Genomic DNA, 20,282 nt, shown 5'->3' with positions numbered 1-20,282 from the left:
CGGGCTTGGCCTCTTCGGCTCCCCCAGCCGCTTCGGTTTCGGCTTCGGCCTTCTTGGCCGCCTTCTTCTTGGCGGGCTTGGCTTCGGCCGGAGCGGCAGCGGCGCCTTCCTCGGCTTCAATCGCGGCCTGGAGCTCTTCGCGGGTCACTTCGCGCTCGCTGACTTCGGCCTTGTCGAACAGGAAGTCGACGACCTTGTCTTCATAGAGCGGGGCGCGCAGCTGGGCAGCGGCCAGGGGCTCGGAGCGCACATAGTCGATGAAGCGCTGACGATCCTGTTCGCGGTACTGCTGGGCCGCCTGGCGGATCAGCATTTCCATTTCCTGCGCAGTGACCACCACACCGTTGGCCTGGCCGATTTCCGACAGGAGCAGGCCCAGACGCACGCGACGCTCGGCGATCTTGCGGTAATCGTCCTTCTCGGCTTCGATTTCCTTGAGCGCTTCCTCGGGGTTTTCCTCGTTCTGCGCTTCCTGGGTCAGTTGCTGCCAGATCTGCTCGAATTCGGCTTCCACCATCGAGGGCGGCACGTCGAAGTCATGGCCGGCAGCCAGCTGGTCGAGCAGGGCGCGCTTCATCTGGGTGCGGGTCAGGCCGGCAGTTTCCTGCTCCAGCTGGCCCTTGAGCAGGCCACGCAGCTGTTCCAGGCTTTCCAGGCCCAGCGCCTTGGCGAAATCGTCGTCAGCAACGAATTCACCCGGATTCTTCACCGCCTTGACCGTGATGTCAAAGGTGGTTTCCTTGCCGGCCAGGTTGGCGGCGGGATAGTCCTCGGGGAAGGTCACGGTAATGACCTTTTCGTCGCCGGCCTTGGCGCCAACGAGCTGTTCCTCGAAACCGGGGATGAAGCGGCCAGCGCCGATTTCCAGCGCCTGGTCTTCAGCCGCGCCACCTTCGAAGGGTTCGCCGTCCAGCTTGCCGAGGAAGTCGATGATCAGCTGGTCGCCGTCCTTGGCTTCCGCGCCTTCGGCAGCGTCGCTGAACTTCTTCTGGCCGGCGGCGATGCGGTTCACCGCTTCGTCCACCTGGTCTTCGGTCACGGGCACGACCAGCTTGTCGAGCTTGAGCCCATCGAGCGCGGGCGCTTCGACCTTGGGCAGCACTTCGAGGCTGACGGTCAGCTTTGCGTCCTGGCCTTCTTCATAGCCTTCGCCCAGCGACACGTCCGGCTGCATCGCGGGACGCAGCTGGTGGTCGGCCACCAGCTTGTCCATCGCTTCGCGAATCGTGGTCTGCAGGGCTTCCTGGTGCAGGGCCGGGCCGTGCATCTTCTTGACCAGGTTGGCCGGCACCTTGCCCGGGCGGAAGCCCGGCATGCGCACCTGGGGGGCGATCTTCTTGATTTCACCTTCCACGCGCGCGGCAATGTCCGCCGCCGGAATGGTCACGGCGTAGGCGCGCTTCAGGCCCTCGTTGCTGGTTTCGACGATCTGCATCCTGATCCAACTTTCTCGACTGACGCCGTGACAGGCGCCTCAAAATCCGTGCAAAGCCGGGGGGTGAACCCTGGTGCGGGCGAAGGGACTCGAACCCCCACATCTTGCGATACTGGAACCTAAATCCAGCGCGTCTACCAGTTCCGCCACGCCCGCATCCGGCAAAAAGCGAGCGGTGCCCCTATCGCAGCCGGGTGAAAAGCACAAGCCCGGCGCGCTTTCCCCCTGGAACAAGCGCGCCCACGCGGGGAACAAGCACCCTGGCGCGCGGTTGCCCGTTCATGCCCGCGCGATTTTCGCGTGGCAAAGGTCCGGCAAAACAGACCGGTCGCAAGGAGCATCTGCCATGGCCAGCACACCCCCGCCCGATCGCATCGACCCGCAATCGCCGCCCGACGTTCCGCCGGCGATCACCCCGCAGGAAACCCCCGAACCGGCGCCCAGCGAAACCCCGCCGGTAACACCCGACCGGATCGACCCGATCAGCCCGGACGAATTCCCCGCGCCCGACTGACCGGCTTTCCAGCAGGCGTTCAGAGCAGCTTGCCCAGCAAGGCCAGCCATGACGCCTGCGCCACCAGGCCCTGGGCTGCGGGCGGCGGCGCCATGGCCGCGGTGCCGCCGCATTCCAGGCAATAGACTTGCGCACCTGCGGTGCTGTTGAGCCGGCCCAGATCGGCCAGCACGCGCCAACCCAGTGCCTGCTGCCGCTGGGCGAGCAGCCCGGTGACATCGCCCGCCGCGCGGCTATCGGTGCTGCCATCATCGCCCATCAGGCCCGACAGGAAGCCTTGCCAGCCCCCGGGATTGCTGCCCAAAAATTCGGCGTGCCAGCTTTCCGCCTTGGCGGCCTTGGCCGCCCAGGCCACGGCATCTTCCAGTTCACCGAATTGATCGACCAGGCCGATCTGGCGCGCGGTGCCACCATCCCACACCCGGCCCTGCGCGATCTTGTCGATGTCCTGCGGGCTCTTGTGCCGGGCATCGGCCACCAGGCGCAGGAACCGCGCGTAATAGCTTTCTACCGAAGCCTGCGAGAGCGCCTCGAACTGCGGGCTGAGGCCGCCAACCACATCGGGCTGGCCCGAGAGCGGCGTGGTGCGCACACCGTCCGCGGTCACGCCATAGCTCGCCAGCGTGTCCTCAAAGCTCGGGATAACGGCAAATACGCCGATCGAACCAGTGATCGTCGCCGGTTCGGCAAACACCCGCTGCGCCGGGGTGGAGACCCAATAGCCCCCGCTTGCCGCAAGGTTGGCCATCGAGACCGCGACCGGCAGCCCCTTGGCGCGGGCCCGGGCAATCGCCGCACGGATGCGCTCTGCTGCCGTGACCGAGCCGCCGGGCGAATCCACCCGCACCACCAGCGCGGCGTAGTTGCCGCTGGCCACGGCCTGGTCGATCAGGTTGGCAATGCGCGTGCCGCCAGCCGAGCCCGGCCCGGCATCGCCATCGACGATCGTGCCGGCCACGGTGACCACGGCAATCGCCTTGCCAGTCGTCGGGGCGGGCTTGTCGGCGAGATATTGCGCCAGGGTAGAGCCCTTGTAGCCGCCCTCGCCCGCCGCCGGATCATGGCCGACCAGGTCGCCCACGCGCTTGCCGAAGGCGATCTTGTCACCCACCTTGTCGACCAGCCCGGCCTTGACCGCGGCCTGGGCCATGTCGCCACCGCTCTGCGCCAGCCATTGCGCCGGATCACGCGTGACCAAGTCGATATTGGCCTTGGGCCGCGCCTTGGTCACTTCCGCCTTCCAAGCCGACCACAGCGCGCCATAGATCGCGGAGAGGTTCTCCTTGGCCTCGGGTGAGGCATCGCTGCGGGCATAGGGTTCCACCGCAGACTTGTAGGTGCCCACCTTGAAGATGTGCGCCTTGACCTTGAAGCGGTCCATCAAGGCCTTGTAATAGAGTTGCGAACCGCCTGGCCCGGTGACCACTGCCCCGCCGATCGGATCGACCCATGCCTCGCTGGCGTGGGCCGCCAGCTGCACCGCATCGTCGGTATAGAGCAGCGCGCGCACCAGCACCGGCTTATGCGCGGCGCGCACCTTGTCCATCGCCGCGCCGATTCGGCTCATGTGCACCTGACGGCCGCCGGTGAACTGCTCCAGATCGATCACCACGGCCTTGATGCGGCTGTCATCGGCCGCCGTCTCGATTGCGCGGGCCACGTCGCGAGCCTGGAATTCGTGGGCGGGCGCCTCTCCCGACAGCAGCAGCTGCGCCGGTGCCAGCGCGCTGCGTTCTTCCACCACGCTGCCGTCCAGCGTGATGGTCAGGGCGCCATCGCGGACCTGGCCGGGCGTGGGCCGCAGCGTCAGCGCGGCATAGAGCGCCCAGAAGAACAGCAGGAGGAACAGGAGGACAAGGCCATCCTTGATCGCGACGAGGACTTTCCAGACCGAGCGGGCAAATTTCATGGGGGATATCTAGCCAGCCGGCGCGGCCCGCGCCAGTCGAAACACTTGTCGGGAAGGCCGCGCAGGTCTAGGGCGTGGTCTTCGATGCACCCATCGAGCCAATCCCCCTCGTCAGCCAGCCCGGCGCGCAGCTATCCTGCGGGCGGCCTTGCCTTTCCCCACCGCGATCTGACCGGAATCGGCCAGCTTGCCCGGCACGAGATCCTCTACCTGCTGGACGAGGCGGAGCAGTGGGTGGAACTCAACCGGCAGTCGCAAAAGCGGGCCGACCTGCTTTCGGGCCTGACCATCATCAACGCCTTTTTCGAAAACAGCACGCGCACGCTGCTGTCGTTCGAAATCGCCGGCAAGCGGCTGGGCGCCGACGTGGTCAACATGCACGCGGCCACGTCCAGCGTGAAGAAGGGCGAAACGCTGATCGACACGGCGATGACGCTCAACGCCATGCGGGCAGACGCCATCGTCATCCGACATGCCAGCTCGGGCGCGGTGCGGCTGATTGCCGAAAAGGTCGATTGCCCGGTGCTCAATGCGGGTGATGGCCAGCACGAGCATCCTACACAGGCGCTGCTCGATGCGCTGACCATCCGCCATGCGCTGGGCCTGCCCAAAGGCAGCGATCTCAACGGTCTGCGCGTGACGATCTGCGGCGATATCCTGCACAGCCGGGTGGCGCGGTCCAACATCCTCTCGCTGACCGCGCTGGGTTGCGAGGTCAGCGTTTGCGCCCCGCCCGCGCTGATGCCGGCCGAAATCGAGGTGATGGGCGTCAAGGTATTCCACGATTTCGACGCTGCGCTCAAAGGCGCGCAAGTGGTGATGATGCTGCGCCTGCAGATGGAGCGCATGCAGGGCCAGTTCATCCCCTCCCCGCGCGAATATCGCCACCTCTATGGTCTGTCGCTCGATCGCCTGGCCCAGGCCGAGGCGGGCGCGCTGGTCATGCATCCCGGACCGATGAACCGGGGGATCGAAATCGACAGCCAGGTGGCCGATCATGTCGAACGCAGCCTGATCACCCGCCAGGTGGAAAGCGGCGTGGCGATCCGCATGGCCTGTCTGGAAGTGCTCACCCGGCGCGCCCGGCAATTGCCCGGCTGGGAACCGCTGGGCGGAGAAAACGCATGACGCCGCAACCCCTTGTCATCACCAATGGGCGCCTGGTCCTGCCCACCGGAGAGCCGATGGCCGCCGATCTGCGCTGCCAGGGCGGGCGCATCGTGGCGCTCGGTGCCGAGGCCGTGGCCCAGGATGGCGATGCCGTGTTCGATGCGCGCGGCGCGCTGGTTGCGCCGGGCCTGGTCGATCTGGGCGTGTTCGCGATCGACAAGCCGGCGTTTCATTTTGGCGGAATTACCCGCGCCGCGCTGATGCCGGATCAGGGCCCGCCGCTCGATCACCCGGCGCGGGTGCGGTTTGCCGCGCAATCGGGCAAGCCCGATTTCTGGGTCCACCCCCTCGCCGCCGCGACCCGCGGGCTTGAAGGTGCCGAACTTGCCGAACTGGCGCTGATGCGTGATGCCGGGGCGCGCGCGGTCAGCACCGGTCGCCGCTGGATCGCCGATTCGGGCGTGATGCTGCGGCTCCTGTCCTACTGCGCGATGCTCGACCTTGTCGTGGTGACCCATGCCGAGGACGATGGCATCACCGGCCATGCCGTCGCCACCGCCGGCGAAGTGGCGACGCGGCTGGGCCTGCCCTCTGCCCCGGCCGAGGCGGAAAGCCTGGCTGTGGCGCGCGATATCGCGCTGGCCGAAATGACCGGCGCGCGCCTGCACATCCGCCAGGTGACCACCGCCAAGGCGCTCGATCTGGTGCGCGCCGCCAAGCTGCGCGGCGTGCAGGTGACGGCGGGCGTTACCCCGGCCCACTTCATGTTGTCGGACCTCGAACTGGTCGATTTCCGCACGTTTTGCCGTTTTTCTCCACCGCTGCGTGCCGATGCCGATCGCAAGGCCGTGATCGCGGCCATCGGCGATGGCACGATCGACGTGATCGCCTCGGGCCACGACCCGCGCGGGCCGGAAGACAAGCGCCTGCCCTTTACCGATGCCGAGCCGGGCATGGCAGGCGCAGAAACCCTGCTGCCGCTGACGCTGACCCTGGTGCGCGACGGCGTGATCGACATGGCCCGCGCCTTTGCCCTGCTGGCCGGCAATCCCGCCGCGCTGCTCGGCGTCAACGCCGGGCGCCTGGCGGTGGGCGCAGAGGCCGATCTGGCGGTGATCCATCCCACCCGGCCCTGGGTGGTCAATTCCGACAAGATGGCCGCAAGTGCTGGCAACACCCCGTTCGACCGCCGCCCGGTCGAAGGGCGCGTGCTGGCGCTGTGGAAAGGCGGCGCCCGGATCGATTAGGGCGGCCGCACGCCCACAACTTTTGCATATTCCTCTTTCATGGCCTCGGCAGCGGGGCTGCAGCGCCAGAAAAGGTTCGCATCATGTCGAAAGTTCCAGTCCTTGTTACCGGCGGTGCAGGCTATATCGGCAGCCACGCCGTGCTGGCCCTCAAGGATGCCGGCTGGCCGGTTACGGTGATCGACAATCTGGTAACCGGATTTCGCTTTGCCATTCCCGATGGCGTGCCGTTCTACCAGGGCGACATTGCCGATCAGGACCTGCTGGCCCGCATCATCGCCGAACAGAACATCGGCGCGATCATGCACTTTGCCGGCTCGATCATCGTGCCGGAATCCGTCAGCGATCCGCTCAAGTACTACCACAACAACACGGCCAAGACCCGCAGCCTGATCGAGGCGGCGGTGACCGGCGGCGTGAAGCATTTCATCTTCTCCTCCACCGCCGCCACCTATGGCGTGCCCGAAGTGTCGCCGGTGACCGAGGACAGCGCCAAGCAGCCGATCAATCCCTATGGCATGTCCAAGCTGATGAGCGAGATCATGCTGGCCGACACGGCGCGCGCGCATCCGCTCAACTTCTGCGTGCTGCGCTATTTCAACGTTGCCGGCGCCGATCCGCAGGCGCGCACCGGCCAGTCGACCGCCGGGGCCACGCATCTCATCAAGGTGGCGGTGGAAGCGGCCCTGGGCAAGCGTGAGAGCGTTGGCGTATTCGGCACCGACTTTGCCACGCCCGATGGCACCGGCGTGCGCGATTACATCCACGTCTCCGACCTTGCCAATGCGCATGTCCTGGCGCTCGATGCGCTGATCGCCGATCCGGCCCGCTCGCTTACCATGAACTGCGGCTATGGCCGGGGCTTCTCGGTGCTGGAGGTGCTCGACGCGGTGGACCGGGTGACCAACCGCAAGATCAACCGCGTGCTGCAGGGCCGCCGCGCCGGCGATCCCGACTCGCTGATTTCCGACAACAGCCGCATCAAGGCGACGCTGCCCTGGGTGCCGCGTTATGCCGATCTCGACACCATCATTGCCCATGCCATTGCCTGGGAACGCAAGCTGACCGAGATTCGCGGCGAAAACTCGGCCGGCTGACCGGAAACGTAGTGAAGCTGCGCGCGCTCAATCGCTGCGCGCAGCTGCCACGGCTTGCGCCGCCAGCCACAGGCGAATCGCCCCGGCGAGGCCGGGCGGCGTCGGGCTGGCGATGCGTTCGGCATCGATTCGCGCGACCAGCGCATTCAGCGGCAGGCCTTCAGCCTCTGCCGCGCGGCGCAGCCAATCCCAGAACAGCGGTTCCAGGCTGATCGAGGTCTTGTGCCCGGCGATTTCGACCGAGCGCTTGACCGGGGGATGATAGGGACTGGTCATGCCGCAGGTGACGGGCGGCACGCGCGGTGCCACCCGCCAAACATCAGTACATGTGCTGGCCACCATTGATCGACATCGTCGATCCGGTAACGAAGCCGCCCTCTTCCGAAGTCAGGAAGGCAACGCCACGCGCAATTTCGCTGGCCTGGCCAAGGCGGCCGGTGGGAATGCGGGCAACGATCTTTTCCAGCACAGCGGGCGGCACCGCCGCGACCATGTCGGTATCTATATAGCCCGGCGCGATGGCATTAACCGTCACACCATACTTGGCGCCTTCCTGGGCCAGGGCCTTGGTAAAGCCATGAATGCCGGATTTGGCTGCGGCATAGTTGACCTGGCCATACTGGCCGGCCTGGCCATTGATCGAGCCGATGTTGACGATACGGCCCCAACCACGATCGCGCATGCCCTGGAACGTGGCCTTGGCCATGTTGAAGCAACCGCCCAGGTTGATGCGCATGACCTCGTTCCAGTCATCGAAGCTCATCTTGTGCAGCACGCCATCGCGGGTGATGCCGGCGTTGTTGACCACGATGTCGATCGCGCCCACTTCGGCCGCCACGCGGGCGCAGCCTTCCATCGTCGCTTCGTGATCGCCCACGTCCCAACGGTAGGCCTTGATTCCGGTCCGTTCGGTAAAGGCCTTGGCCTTTTCCTCGTTGCCCGCATAATTCGCAACGACGGTTCGTCCCTGTTCCTGCAAGGCAAGGCAGATCGCTTCGCCGATACCCCGGGTTCCGCCCGTTACGATGGCCACTCGCGTCATTCTTGTACTCCCGTACTTCACCAGCTTGGAGAGCGGCTAGGCTAGGGTGATGACACCCGCGCGACAAGCCGGCTTGCGTCCAAACCGATAAATTTCTTCGACGAATATCGATAAGCAATGGCGCAGGATTGAGGCAGTGATGCTGCGGCCGGCAAACGCAGCAAATGCGCCTGCTCGCCCCATGCGGACCGCGGCCACGCGCAGGATAGTGCTGGCCCAGCTTGCAACAAAAAGGCCCGCCGAAGCGAGCCTGTTGTTCCACCGAAATGGAGAAGATCGCAGGGGCAATGCGGCGATCAGAAGCGGAACTGCGTTCCGAGGTAAACCGCCTGGCTGTCCTGGCGCGCATCGGTCAGCGGATGCAGGCGATCGCGGTCCGAGGAATAGCGAACACCCGCAGTCACATCGAGATTGCGCGTCAGGCGATAGCTGCCGCCGAAATCGACCTGGTAATCGCCCTGGGTTTCCAGCGTGCGCGGGGCGCGACCAGCGCGCTCCTTCTCATCCAGCGCGATGCGCGGCGCGAGACGGCCAGTGCTGCCCGTGGTGGCAGCGGCCGACGGCGTGGCCACGGCAAAGTGATTGAGATCGGGCATGTCGAGGCGCTGCGTATCACGGTCGAAGCCGTCGCCGGTGCCAAGACCGCTGGTCACGGCAAAGCTTTGGTAGCCGCGCGCCATGCCCAAGTTGAAGGCATTGGGCACGATGCGCAGCGGGGTGCCGTTGCCGGCAGCGCCGCCAATGTTGCCGAGCACGCCACGCACCGAGATCGCCCGGGCAACTTCCGGGTTGACCCGCACCGCCACGGTGATGGCGCGGTCCGCACGCGAATCTGCGCCGGCCGGGGTGAAGCGGAACATATGGCTGTTGCCAAGGCCACGCACGGTGATCGCGGCAGCCAGCTTGGGATCGCCCGAAGCCGGGGTGAACGAACCGATGCCGCCGCGCGCCGCCAGGCTGACCTGGGCAAGCGGCTTGAACGAGCCGGTGACGGCACTGCTGACCGTGGGGGCGATGACCAGGCCAGCGGCAATGCAGGTGGCGGCGAGCAGCGGCGCCCGCAGCGCGCGCGGCAGCACGGAACGGCGCAAGCCCTGCGCGTTCGCCTTTTTGCTGCCCCTGCCGCTCATGTTCCTGCCTGCTTCCTGTCTTTGGTCGTTGCGAATCACATTATGCATCATGCGATCGATGTGGCCGGTAAAACGACGCTAACATGACGAAGGCATGACACTCCACTTCGATGTACTCCTTCGCCCCGGTGATTTCCAGATTGGAAACGTCGGAACCGCCAAGGATTTCCCGCGCTGTGGCCAAGTGGTGACACCAATGCCGGACCACCTGCCCAAACACCCCGGATTGCGGGCCAAAGTGCATCCACCCACCCTTGCTGCAATCGGTTTTGGTTGCCCGGTCATTCACCACGCGTTCACCGCCGCAACCGCTTCAACCGTCAGTGCTCCACGCCCTTGTACGCCGGGGATTTGCCAGCTCAGATGAAACAATGCGCGTGTCCTGGCAACGCGGCTTGCCGGGCAGCGTACCAGGGTGATAGAGGCGTGGCCAAAGCAACCGTGCGAGGCCACGGAAAATTTTTCTCTGCCGTGCGCCAGCACGGTTTTATCATCGCCGCGGGGATGACCGCCGCTGCGCCAGACAGGACAGGATTGACGTGACGATCAGCGCCATCGCCCGCCACAACACCACCGCGGCCCCTGCCACTGCACCGGCTGATGCCGCCGGCCAGATCCGTGGCGCCAGCCGGACGATCGGCCGCGCGCTTGCCGTCGGCATCCTGGCCGTGGCGATTGCCGGCTGCGCAAGCCATGGCCACAAGAAGCTCGGCAAGCTCGAGCGCATGCGCACCGATATGGCGTCCAGCAAAGTGACCACGATCGGCGTGAATGCCTACCTGTGGCGCGCCACCCTCGATTCGCTGTCGTTCATGCCGCTGCTGCAGACCGACAGCAACGGCGGCGTGATTGTCACCGACTGGTACACCAGCCCGCGCAACCCGGGCGAACGCATCAAGGTAACCGTGTCGATCCTCGACCAGGATCTGCGCGCCGACGCCCTGCGCGTCGCGGCGAGCCGCCAGGTCTCCCAGAACGGTGTGTGGGTCGATGCACCGGTCCAGGCCGCCACCGTCCAGAAGCTGGAAGATGTGATCCTGACCAAGGCGCGCGACCTGCGCCGCCAGGCGCTGCCTTCGGGCATCAACTGACCGACCCTACCCGTATCGACCGAAACGGTGGCACGCCCGGCAGCGGCACGCGCTTGCGATAAGGCGTGCCGCTTCCTAAAGAGCGCGCCATGACTTCCGCCCCGTCTTCAGAATCCACCCGTTTCGATTCCGCAACCGCCGATCTGCGTTGGCAGAAGGCGTGGGACGATGCCCAGTCCTTCCGCGCCGACGATACAAGCGCGAAGCCGCGCAGCTATGTGCTCGAGATGTTCCCCTATCCGTCGGGGCGCATCCACATCGGCCACGTGCGCAACTATACCATGGGTGACGTGCTGGCGCGCTACAAGCGCATGATCGGGCACGAAGTTTTGCATCCCATGGGCTGGGACGCGTTCGGCATGCCGGCGGAAAACGCCGCCATGGAAAAGGGCGTGCATCCGGGCGGCTGGACGCGCGAAAACATCGCCAACATGAAGGCGCAATTGAAGCGCCTGGGCTTCGCGCTCGACTGGAGCCGCGAAATCGCCACGTGCGAGCCGGAATATTACGGGCATGAACAGGCCCTGTTCCTCGATCTCTATGCGGCAGGCCTGGTCTATCGCAAGGAATCGGCGGTCAACTGGGACCCGATCGACCACACCGTGCTCGCCAACGAGCAGGTGATCGACGGGCGCGGCTGGCGCAGCGGCGCGCTGGTCGAAAAGCGCAATCTGAACCAGTGGTTCCTGAAGATTACGGACTTCGCCGACGAACTGCTCGAGGGGCTGTCCACCCTCGACAAGTGGCCGGAAAAGGTGCGGCTGATGCAGGAAAACTGGATCGGCAAGAGCCAGGGCCTGCAATTCGCGTTCGACCTGTCGAACGGGGACAGCCTGGAGGTCTATACCACCCGCCCCGACACGATCTTTGGCGCCAGCTTCGTCGCCGTGGCCGCCGATCATCCGGTGGCGCAGGGCGTGGCCGCCGGCAATCCTGCTGCGCAGGATTTCATCGCCCTGTGCAAGCAGGGCGGCACCACTGCGGCCGAGCTGGAAACGGCGGAAAAGCTGGGCTTTGACACCGGCATCACCGCGCGCCATCCGCTCACCGGGGCGGCGCTGCCGGTCTACATCGCCAACTTCGTGCTGATGGATTATGGCACCGGCGCGATCATGGCCGTGCCCGGACACGACCAGCGCGACTTCGATTTCGCCACCAAGTATGGCCTGCCGATCCTGCGCGTGGTCGCTACCGATCCCGCCGACGCCGATAAGCCGTTCGGTGTCGAAGCAGAGGCCGGCGATGGCGTGCTGGTCAACTCGCAGTTCCTCGACGGGATGAGCGTGGCGCAGGCCAAGAAGGCCGTGATCGACCGCGCCCAGGGCGAAGGCTGGGGCCAGGGCCAGACCGTGTGGCGCCTGCGCGACTGGGGTGTGAGTCGCCAGCGCTATTGGGGCACGCCGATCCCCTTCGTGCACTGCGAAGTGTGCGGCGTGGTGCCGGTGCCCAAGAAGCAGCTGCCGGTCACCCTGCCCGACGACGTGGATTTCTCGGTGCCGGGCAATCCGCTCGACCGCCATCCCACCTGGAAGCATGTGCCCTGCCCGCAATGCGGCCACGCCGCGCGGCGCGAGACCGACACACTCGACACGTTCGTCGACAGTTCGTGGTATTTCCTGCGCTTTGCCAGCCAGCCGGCCGATCGCCCGTTCGATCCCGACGTGATCAAGCAGTGGCTGCCGGTGGAACAATATATCGGCGGCATCGAGCATGCGATTCTGCACCTGCTCTATGCCCGTTTCTGGACCCGTGCGCTGGCCCGGATCGGCAAGATCGAGGTGACCGAGCCGTTCGGCAGCCTGTTCACGCAAGGCATGGTCACGCACGAGACCTATTCCCGCGTCGATCCCGCCAATGGCCAGCCGATCTGGTACGCACCGGGCGAGGTGGAGCGCACCGGCGACGGGGCAACGCTCAAGGCTGATGGCCAGCTGGTGGAAATCGGCCGCGTCATCAAGATGTCGAAGTCCAAGAAGAACGTGGTGGACCCCGACGATATCGTGGCCCGCTATGGCGCCGACGCGATCCGCTGGTTCATGCTGTCAGACAGCCCACCCGAGCGTGACCTGCCTTGGTCGGAAGCCGGAATCGAGGGCTGCGCGCGCTTCGTGCAGCGGTTGTGGCGCCTGTTTGCCCAGGCCGATGCCAGCGCCACGGGCGAGGACAAGGCGCTCGATCGCAAGGTCCACCAGACGGTGCATGCCGTCGCACTGGATATCGAGGCACTCGGCTTCAACAAGGCCGTTGCGCGCATCTATGAGCTGACCGGCGCCACCGAAAAGGCCGCGCCCTCGGCCAGCCGCACCCAGGCGATCCGCACGCTGCTGCTGCTCGTGGCGCCGATGATGCCGCATCTGGCCGAAGAAGCCTTTGCCACGCACGGCAGCGGCCTGGTGGCCGACGCCGCCTGGCCGACGGTCGATCCGGCTCTGCTGGTCGACGACGAAGTGACCGTCGCCGTTCAGGTCAAGGGGAAGCTGCGTGATACGCTGACCGTCGCCAAGGGCACCGCGCGCGAGGAACTGGAAGCCCTTGCGCTGGCATCCGACAAGGTGCAGCGTGCACTCGACGGGGCAGCTGTGAAGAAGGTAATCGTGGTGCCCGATCGATTGGTGAACCTCGTTGTCTAAGTCCCGAATCACGCTCTGTTTGGCCTTGTTCTGTCTGCCGCTGGCCGGCTGCGGGTTGCAGCCGATGTATGCCGGCGGCGGATCGGGCGCCGTGGCACGGGCGGTGTCTGCGGTGGACGTGGCGCCGATCGCCGGCAAGTCTGGCTGGCTGGTGCGCCACGCCCTCACCGACCGGTTGGGCAGCGGGGGCAAGCAGCCGCAGTACCGCCTAGACGTGCGCCTTGACGAAAAGCTTCAGGGCCTGGGCCAGCTGTCGGACGACACCATCACGCGCGAACGGCGCACCATGCGTGCGCGCTATCAGCTGGTCGATCTAGGCAACGGGGCAATCGTGCTCGATGCCACGGCATCGGCCGACGCCGGGCTTGACGTGGTATCGAGCGAGTATTCCGTGATCGCGGCAGAACAGACCGCGCAGGAAAACCTCTCGCGCGAGATTGCCGACCAGATCATCACCCGCGTCGCCACCCGGCTGCGCGAAAAGACCCAGGGCACTGCGCCTGTCGCCGTGCCTGCCGCCCCCGCGCCTTCGCCCTCTCCTGCCCCCGGCCAATAGGCCGATCGCCGTGAAGGTTACGCAAAAGACCTTTGCCGGCGCGGCTGCCCGCGCCGCGCAGGATTGCCGGATCTTCTATTTCTGCGGCCCCGACGAAGCCGGGGCAGCCGATGCCGCCGCTCGCATCGCCGGCCTCCTGGGCGAGGCGGAGCGGGTGGAACTGGCCGGGGCGGAACTGCGCCGCGATCCTGTACGCCTGGCCGACGAAGCGCGCTCGGTTTCCCTGTTTGGTGACCGCCGCCAGATCCACGTGCGCACCGCCGGCGATGAAGTGTTCGATGCCGTCGAAACCCTGCTGGCTAGCCCGGTAGACGGCTGGCCGGTGCTGATCGTTGCCAGCGCGGCCACCGACAAGTCACGCGTAGCCAAGTTGCTGGGCGATCGCGGTGATACCCTGGTCGGCATGTTCCATCCGCCCGATCTGCGTTCGGTCGTCGATGCCGTGCGCGACATGGCCGGCGCGGCCGGCTTGCGCATGACCGGAGACCTCGCCGAGCGCATCGCCCGCGCCACCGCGCTCGATACCCGGATGGCGCGCAGCGAGGTGGAAAAGCTGGCGCTCTATCTCGATGCCAGCCCGCAATCGCCGCGCACGGCCGACGCCGCCGCGCTTGATGCCATCGGCGCATCGACCGAAGACGATGGCATGATGCCGGTGGTCAATGCGGTGCTGTCTGGCGACAGCCGTCGAGTCGGCTCCGAACTGGCGCGCGCGCGGGAAATGGGAATTAACCCCGTCGGTTTGCTGCTTGCGTTCGAACGACGGGCCGCACAACTGGCGCAACTTTGCGGGCGCATGGGAAGCCGCAGCGATATCAATAGTTTCCTGGAACAGGAAATGGCCGCGCGGCGAGTTTTCTTTCGGGACAAACCCGATCTGGCAAATCAGCTCAAGCGCTGGCGGGGGCGCCGCCTGGAACGCCTGCTGGAACGGCTGATTTCCTTGCATCGCAGCCTTCTAGCTGACAGTCGCAACGCGGATCTGGCGCTTTGGCAGGCCCTGGCGGAAATTGCGCGGGCTGCAGCGCGCTGAACTGGTCGGATCGTCGCTATAGGTGCCGCTGGAGAACCGTGCTAAGCATAAATACTTGCCATTGTGGGGTAAGCCTGTAGATATTGCAGCGCAACAAAGACCTTTTCGGACGCAGTGTCGGCCACGATTCGGCCGGTTAGGGCGTAATGGCCTTACCTGCGCCCATAAACGACGGCTGCTTCATGGCGGCAGCGGCATCAAAGGACAGTGAGACCGGCAATGACCACGCTAGATCTCCCGGCCCAGACGGCGCAAGCCAGTTATAGCGAGCAGCGTTCTACCAATCCGGCACGCATCAAGCTGCCGCTTGCTGCCTCACTCGAGCATCGGCGCCTACAGTGCTATTTGATGCTCATCCTGCTCGACGCGCTGATGATCGTGGCCGCGATGCTGGGCGCCAGCGAAGCAAAATATGGCATGACGCCGGCCTTCGAAGTGCGGCAACTTGGCCTTTTGTTGCCTTTCTATGCTATCGCGGGGTTGGCTTTCGACGCTTATTCGCTGTCCGCACTTACCTCGTCGCGCTTCAGCCGTCACCGTGCGTTTTTCTCGCTGCTTGCAGCGTTTACAATGCTGATCTTCATTGCCTTTTTCGCCAAGGTCTCCGATCAGATCTCTCGCGTATCCACCGGCATCAGTTTTCTCGCCTGCGCATTCGCGCTCATCCTGGGACGCACTGCGATGCAACCGCTCATTCGCAAGATGTGCGGGCCCACTGCGCAAAACGTCCTCATTCTCGATGATGGTGGATTGCCCGTCCGCGTTCCTCATGCGTGGCATGTTGACGCTCGCCAGCACCGCTTAGTTCCTAATCGCAACGATCCGCACATGCTCGATCGTCTGGCCATGTTCATGACCAATATGGACCGCGTGCTGGTGAGCTGCCCGCCAGAACGGCAGATGGAATGGGCCATGGTGCTCAAGGGCGCCAACATTACCGGTGAGCTAATCGACGAAACGGTAGTGGCCATGGGCGTACTCGGTGCACGCCGCGTTGATGACACTGGCTCTCTAGTAGTATCGGCAGGGCCGCTGGGCATGCGCGGTCGCGCAGCCAAACGTGCGATGGATCTGGCTATTGCCGGACCGGCCGTCTTGTTCTTAACGCCCCTGCTGCTGACCATTGCCTTACTGATCTATCTGGAAGATCGCGGCCCGGTCTTCTTCAAGCAACAGCGCCAGGGTCGCAATAACCGGCTGTTCTGGATCTACAAGTTCCGCTCTATGCGCGTGGCGCAGCTTGATTCAGCTGGTGCCCGCTCAGCCAGTAAGGATGACGACCGTATCACCCGCATCGGCCGCCTGATCCGCCGCACCAGTATCGATGAATTACCCCAGTTGCTCAACGTATTGCGCGGCGACATGAGCATTGTGGGCCCACGCCCGCATGCCTTGGGTTCGCTTGCTGGGACCAAGCGCTTCTGGGAAGTCGATCCGCGCTACAATCAGCGCCATTCGCTCAAGCCAGGCCTGACCGGGCTGGCTCAGGTTCGCGGCTTCCGCGGCGCTACCGATACAGAGGCGGACCTGTCTGGCCGCCTCCAGGCTGATCTCGAATACTTGGACGGCTGGACTATCTGGCGCGACGTGCAGATCATGTTCGCCACGTTCACCGTGCTCGTACACGACCGGGCCTTTTAGCCTCGCAACCTGACCGGAAACCAAATGGGGCCTTGCCGTCAGGCTAGCTTAATGGCCTGCGCCGGCTTTAGTCAGTCGGATGGACCAACAATAATGCTGAGCCCCGACGTTATGACCGCCTCTGCCGTTGTGCACTGAGCCACCGGGCTATCAAATTCCAGTCTAACCGAGCGTCGGCGGTTCGAGCCTCCTTTGCAACGCTGTGACGCTCGATTAGCCGAGCGAATTGATGACGCGCCGGGGCATCGAGACAACATCCTACTTGCTTCAACGAGGGCTTCCGCGACGGGTTGCTGGCGCCGCACTTTCTCGGTCTCAACAACGCGGACGTGGTTCTGTGTCCAGTGGGTGGCAGGTTTTTGCACGCCTTGTACGATGGGCTGTTCAGGCTTACCCGCGAGTCATAGCGGGAGCGGGGGCGCGCGCGACGCAGCTGCGATCGGCAGCTGGAGCGTCAAAATTACCGAAAGCGGTGCGCCCAACGTACCATCCTGAATCTGACTGTAAGGTGGGGCGGTGAGTCAGAAGGAAAATTGAATGGCGGCAAGGGCCGTCGTCGAACAACAACCAGCCGCTTCAAGATATCCTGCCATTGCAAGCCTTCGTTTGTACGACATAATGATACGCGCACGTCTGCATATTTCGAAGGACCACCCCAGTGCTGCGCCAAAGTGTTCGCCCACCGTAAGACGCCAAATTGAAGGCGGAACGACATATAGCTCAACTGGGCGCCGTGGCAGTGTGGAACTTAGCCGACGACACCCACCTTAAGGCGATCACGATTGGAGCTTGGGTAGCCGATCCGTGCCATCGCACGGCCTTGCCATGCCTTTGTATCTCACCGAGGAATTGTCACACGACATCGCCCAAGCGTTTGATCTGTCGAACTTGCATAGGGCTCTGCAGCGCGCCAGCAGACGCATGGGCTTCGACCATTTTGCGCTCAATTTCGATTTGCATCATCACGGCGCATCGCCCGATGGTGTGCTTCTGCACGACTATCCCGACGCCTGGGCGAAGGTCTATGTGGCGTTCGACCTTGCCGGCCGGGATCCTGTCAGGCGGGCGTGCGACAAGAGCCTGACCGGTTTTGCCTGGCGAGACTTGTCCCGTCTCATCCCCATGACCAAAGGCGATCGCCAGATGCTGGACATTGGCCGTGAGGTCGGTCTTGCCGATGGCTATACTATTGGCAGGCATCTTCCTGGCGAATCGAGCGGCTCCTGCAGTTTCGTCATGCGTGCCGAACGAAGCTTGCCACAGGGCATGCTGATGGTTGCCGAACTGATCGGCGCGATCGCCCTCGCCGCGGCACGCCGCCTGACCGTCGGACCAACCACGCCGCCGCAGGTCCAGTTCACCGATCGCCAGCGCGAGTGCGTGCTGTGGGCAGCGCGCGGCAAGACAGCCTACGAAACCAGCATCATTCTCGGGATCAGCGAGGAAACGGTCATCCAGCATCTCAAGATGGCGCGCGAACGCAGTGCCCTGCATTCGCGCCATGAGCTGACGACCTTCGCCCTGCTCTGTGGCTTCATCGGCTACCAGGACATTTTCCCGTGGTGGTGGCGTGCGGGTCAACGATCGGGCTGACCGAAGAACCGGCTGCAGCATCCCCATTCCTTGGTATGGTCGGCTGCGCTGCGACATGATGGGATCTGGTCATGCCACAACGGGGATGACCACCATGCTACCCAACCCGATGCTGTCGCGGGCCCGCCCACAGCCAAGCGCCCCGGCGCCGGTGGATGTTGAGACCAAAGCCCTGCGCGCGATGTTTGCCGCCCGCAAGCGCGTCTTCGTCGATCTGCTGGGGTGGGATCTGCCGGTTCTCGCCGGTCGATTCGAAGTCGATCAGTTCGACAATCCGTGCGCCGAATACCTGGTTCTGGCCGACACGGACGGAACCCATTGTGGCTCGGCGCGGCTGCTGCGCAGCGATGGTCCGCACCTGCTGGGTGACCTCTATGCCCACCTGTGCCCCGCTGGCGTTCCCTGCGGGCCGGGTATCCGCGAGATTACGCGTTTTTGTCTGGATCCCGCTCTGGGCGCCGTCGCACGACGCAAGACCCGCAACCAGCTGGTTACGGCGCTCGCCGAACACGCGCTGGCCCACGGCATTGCCGCCTATACCGGCATCGCCACCTACGCCTGGTTCGAGCAGATTGCCCGGTTCGGTTGGGTTTGCCGCAAGCTCGGGCCCGCCGGCAACCTGCGCGCCAGCGATCTCGTCGCGCTGCACATCACGATTGACGACCAGACGCTGCCCGGCCTGATCGCTGGCGGCGTCTACGACCGGGCTGCCCGTGTCCTGCATCGTGCAGGAGACCTGGCATGACCAGCACGCGGCTCGCAGCCGATCTCGCCGTGCTGGATCGCGACGGCTTCGTGATCGTCCACGATGCCGTGCCGCGCGCCTGGATCCGAGCACTGGATCGCGAACTGGCCGATGATTTCGCGGCAACACCTTATGCCAGAGGTGACTTCTACGGCCACAGGACCAAGCGCTTCGGGCGGCTGCTGACCCGCGCCGATCGGGTGCAGGACCTGGTGCTCTGTCCGCATATCCTGGCATTGGCCGAAGCCGTGCTGGGCACAGCCTGCGAGCGCATCCAGCTCAATGTTGCCCAGGCCATCGCGATCCATCCTGGCGAGCGCGCGCAATTTCCCCATGCCGACCAGGACATGTGGGGCGGCGTCAAAGGCACCCACGAATTCCTGCTCAATGTCATGTGGCCGCTCACCACGTTCACCGCAAACAATGGTGCGACGCGGCTCTATCCCGGCACCCATCGCCGTCCGCCACAAGCGCTCGATGATTTGCCCGCCCCGGTGGTCGCGGCCTGCCAACCCGGAGCGGCGATCTGCTTCCTCGGGTCTACCGTCCATGGTGGCGGCGCCAACATCACGACTAGACCGCGCCGTGGTATCGTTGTCGGTTACAGCCTGGGCTGGCTCAAGCCTTATGAAAACCCGTTCCTCGCCTACCCGCCGGCCATAGCGCGGCAGTTTCCGCGTCCACTGACCGAACTCCTCGGCTATGTTCAGCACCGCCCCAACCTCGGCAATTTCGAAGGGCAATGCCCGTCGCTGCTGCTCGAGGACACTGTTCCGGCAGGGCTCGGCGCCGTCGATGCGCTGCGCCCCGACCAGGCGAGCATGCTGACTGCATTTGCAAGGCATGACGCTTGAGCCCGGCCCATGTCTTCGAGCCGACCTATCGCGCCTTGCGCGAGCGCTTGCTGACGGCCACCTGGCCACCGGGCACGCGGCTGGAGAGTGCCCGCCTGGCCGCCCAATTGATGGTCAGCGCCACGCCGGTGCGCGACAGCCTCAACCGCCTCCTTGGCGAAGGGCTGGTCGTGCTGCATCCCGGTCTGGGGTTTCTCGTGCCGCGCCTGCTCGAACAGGATGTGCGCGATCTTCTCGCCTGCCAACACCATATGCTGCTGCACGCGCTTGAAGACGCAACGCCCGGCGGGCTGGACCACAGCGTTGCGCCTGCGGACAACATGGCCGACACGCAACTGACAACGCGTCGGCGCGCGTTGATCGCCGATCTTGCGCAGGCCTGCCGCAACCGGGCCTGGGGCGATCTTGCGCAGCAGATCGACGATTGCCTTGCCCCGGTGCTTCATCACGAAGCAGAGGTGCTGGAGGATGTAGCAGCCGAACTGGACAGCCTGGAGGAGACCTGGTCGCGGGCCCGAGACGGCGGCGCGCCACTGGCGTCGCTGATTCCGCTGCTGGGCAGCTTTGCGCAGCGACGCATTGCTGCAGCAAGCGCTCTGCTCGTCCGCCTTGCCGGCTAGGCGCTTGTCAGTCCTGGCATGCTTCGCCATGATGG

Annotated in this window: 18 protein-coding genes and 1 tRNA gene; 13 read left to right on the top strand and 6 right to left on the bottom strand. The window is 65.0% G+C overall.

Going from position 1 to position 20,282, the window contains the following annotated elements; translation table 11 throughout:
- Positions 1–1,435: trigger factor (tig, locus tag H926_RS27140; protein ID WP_237741024.1), on the bottom strand; the 1,435-nt coding region annotated here is incomplete at its 3' end.
- A 71-nt stretch (positions 1,436–1,506) separates the two neighbouring features.
- Positions 1,507–1,591: transfer RNA gene (locus H926_RS0112080), tRNA-Leu, on the bottom strand.
- Positions 1,592–1,781: 190 nt separating this feature from the next.
- On the opposite strand from H926_RS0112080, the gene H926_RS34115 reads away from it, so the two are divergent.
- The gene (locus H926_RS34115) at positions 1,782–1,949 is read left to right on the top strand and encodes a hypothetical protein (protein ID WP_022676538.1); all 168 of its coding nucleotides are present in this window, start codon (positions 1,782–1,784) and stop codon (positions 1,947–1,949) included.
- Between the two features lie 19 nt (positions 1,950–1,968).
- Here the strand turns inward: H926_RS34115 and sppA are convergent, their stop codons facing one another.
- Complete coding sequence (gene sppA, locus H926_RS0112070; RefSeq protein WP_022676537.1) at positions 1,969–3,858, bottom strand: signal peptide peptidase SppA; 1,890 nt, start codon at positions 3,856–3,858, stop codon at positions 1,969–1,971.
- Positions 3,859–3,942: 84 nt separating this feature from the next.
- Here sppA and H926_RS0112065 point away from each other — a divergent pair, with 84 nt between their 5' ends.
- The 3 genes from H926_RS0112065 to galE all read left to right on the top strand — a co-directional run bounded on the left by H926_RS0112065 (position 3,943) and on the right by galE (position 7,312).
- Positions 3,943–4,986, top strand: a complete 1,044-nt coding sequence (locus H926_RS0112065; RefSeq protein WP_022676536.1) for an aspartate carbamoyltransferase catalytic subunit — start codon at positions 3,943–3,945, stop codon at positions 4,984–4,986.
- Positions 4,983–6,215, top strand: coding sequence for a dihydroorotase family protein (locus H926_RS0112060; protein ID WP_022676535.1), 1,233 nt, complete (start codon positions 4,983–4,985; stop codon positions 6,213–6,215). Before H926_RS0112065 ends, H926_RS0112060 begins: the two co-directional genes overlap by 4 nt.
- A gap of 83 nt (positions 6,216–6,298) precedes the next feature.
- On the top strand, positions 6,299–7,312 hold the full coding sequence (gene galE / locus H926_RS0112055; RefSeq protein WP_022676534.1) for a UDP-glucose 4-epimerase GalE: 1,014 nt from the start codon (positions 6,299–6,301) through the stop codon (positions 7,310–7,312).
- A gap of 27 nt (positions 7,313–7,339) precedes the next feature.
- Here the strand turns inward: galE and H926_RS0112050 are convergent, their stop codons facing one another.
- From H926_RS0112050 to H926_RS0112040, 3 genes are all read right to left on the bottom strand, one after another.
- Positions 7,340–7,588 (bottom strand): ribbon-helix-helix domain-containing protein, encoded by a 249-nt coding sequence (locus H926_RS0112050; protein ID WP_028657920.1) that lies wholly within the window; start codon positions 7,586–7,588, stop codon positions 7,340–7,342.
- 43 nt (positions 7,589–7,631) lie between these two features.
- A complete protein-coding gene (phbB, locus tag H926_RS0112045; RefSeq protein ID WP_022676532.1) occupies positions 7,632–8,354 on the bottom strand; it encodes an acetoacetyl-CoA reductase in 723 nt (240 codons plus the stop codon).
- Between the two features lie 296 nt (positions 8,355–8,650).
- Entirely contained in the window at positions 8,651–9,445 is a 795-nt protein-coding gene (locus H926_RS0112040; RefSeq protein ID WP_231627743.1) for a hypothetical protein, read from the bottom strand.
- Positions 9,446–10,158: 713 nt separating this feature from the next.
- On the opposite strand from H926_RS0112040, the gene H926_RS0112030 reads away from it, so the two are divergent.
- The 9 genes from H926_RS0112030 to H926_RS30850 all read left to right on the top strand — a co-directional run bounded on the left by H926_RS0112030 (position 10,159) and on the right by H926_RS30850 (position 20,247).
- Positions 10,159–10,575: a DUF3576 domain-containing protein gene (locus H926_RS0112030; protein ID WP_369801301.1), complete on the top strand. Its 417-nt coding sequence runs from the start codon at positions 10,159–10,161 to the stop codon at positions 10,573–10,575.
- An 89-nt stretch (positions 10,576–10,664) separates the two neighbouring features.
- Positions 10,665–13,205 (top strand): leucine--tRNA ligase, encoded by a 2,541-nt coding sequence (leuS, locus tag H926_RS0112025; protein ID WP_022676529.1) that lies wholly within the window; start codon positions 10,665–10,667, stop codon positions 13,203–13,205.
- 64 nt (positions 13,206–13,269) lie between these two features.
- Positions 13,270–13,761, top strand: a complete 492-nt coding sequence (gene lptE, locus H926_RS27135; RefSeq protein ID WP_022676528.1) for an LPS assembly lipoprotein LptE — start codon at positions 13,270–13,272, stop codon at positions 13,759–13,761.
- Positions 13,762–13,771: 10 nt separating this feature from the next.
- Entirely contained in the window at positions 13,772–14,794 is a 1,023-nt protein-coding gene (gene holA, locus H926_RS0112015; protein WP_022676527.1) for a DNA polymerase III subunit delta, read from the top strand.
- Between the two features lie 219 nt (positions 14,795–15,013).
- Positions 15,014–16,435 (top strand): exopolysaccharide biosynthesis polyprenyl glycosylphosphotransferase, encoded by a 1,422-nt coding sequence (locus tag H926_RS0112010; protein WP_022676526.1) that lies wholly within the window; start codon positions 15,014–15,016, stop codon positions 16,433–16,435.
- 825 nt (positions 16,436–17,260) lie between these two features.
- The gene (locus H926_RS0112005) at positions 17,261–18,028 is read left to right on the top strand and encodes a LuxR family transcriptional regulator (RefSeq protein ID WP_028657915.1); all 768 of its coding nucleotides are present in this window, start codon (positions 17,261–17,263) and stop codon (positions 18,026–18,028) included.
- A gap of 109 nt (positions 18,029–18,137) precedes the next feature.
- Positions 18,138–18,773: an acyl-homoserine-lactone synthase gene (locus H926_RS0112000; RefSeq protein WP_028657914.1), complete on the top strand. Its 636-nt coding sequence runs from the start codon at positions 18,138–18,140 to the stop codon at positions 18,771–18,773.
- Positions 18,770–19,627, top strand: coding sequence for a phytanoyl-CoA dioxygenase family protein (locus H926_RS27130; RefSeq protein ID WP_022676523.1), 858 nt, complete (start codon positions 18,770–18,772; stop codon positions 19,625–19,627). Before H926_RS0112000 ends, H926_RS27130 begins: the two co-directional genes overlap by 4 nt.
- Positions 19,624–20,247, top strand: coding sequence for a GntR family transcriptional regulator (locus H926_RS30850; RefSeq protein WP_022676522.1), 624 nt, complete (start codon positions 19,624–19,626; stop codon positions 20,245–20,247). Before H926_RS27130 ends, H926_RS30850 begins: the two co-directional genes overlap by 4 nt.
- Positions 20,248–20,282 lie beyond the last annotated feature (35 nt).

This window comes from Novosphingobium sp. B-7, from assembly GCF_000410615.1.
Taxonomy (GTDB): domain Bacteria; phylum Pseudomonadota; class Alphaproteobacteria; order Sphingomonadales; family Sphingomonadaceae; genus Novosphingobium; species Novosphingobium capsulatum.
Note: the sequence above shows the minus strand (reverse complement) of the source record. Positions and strands in the feature narration are given on the sequence as shown.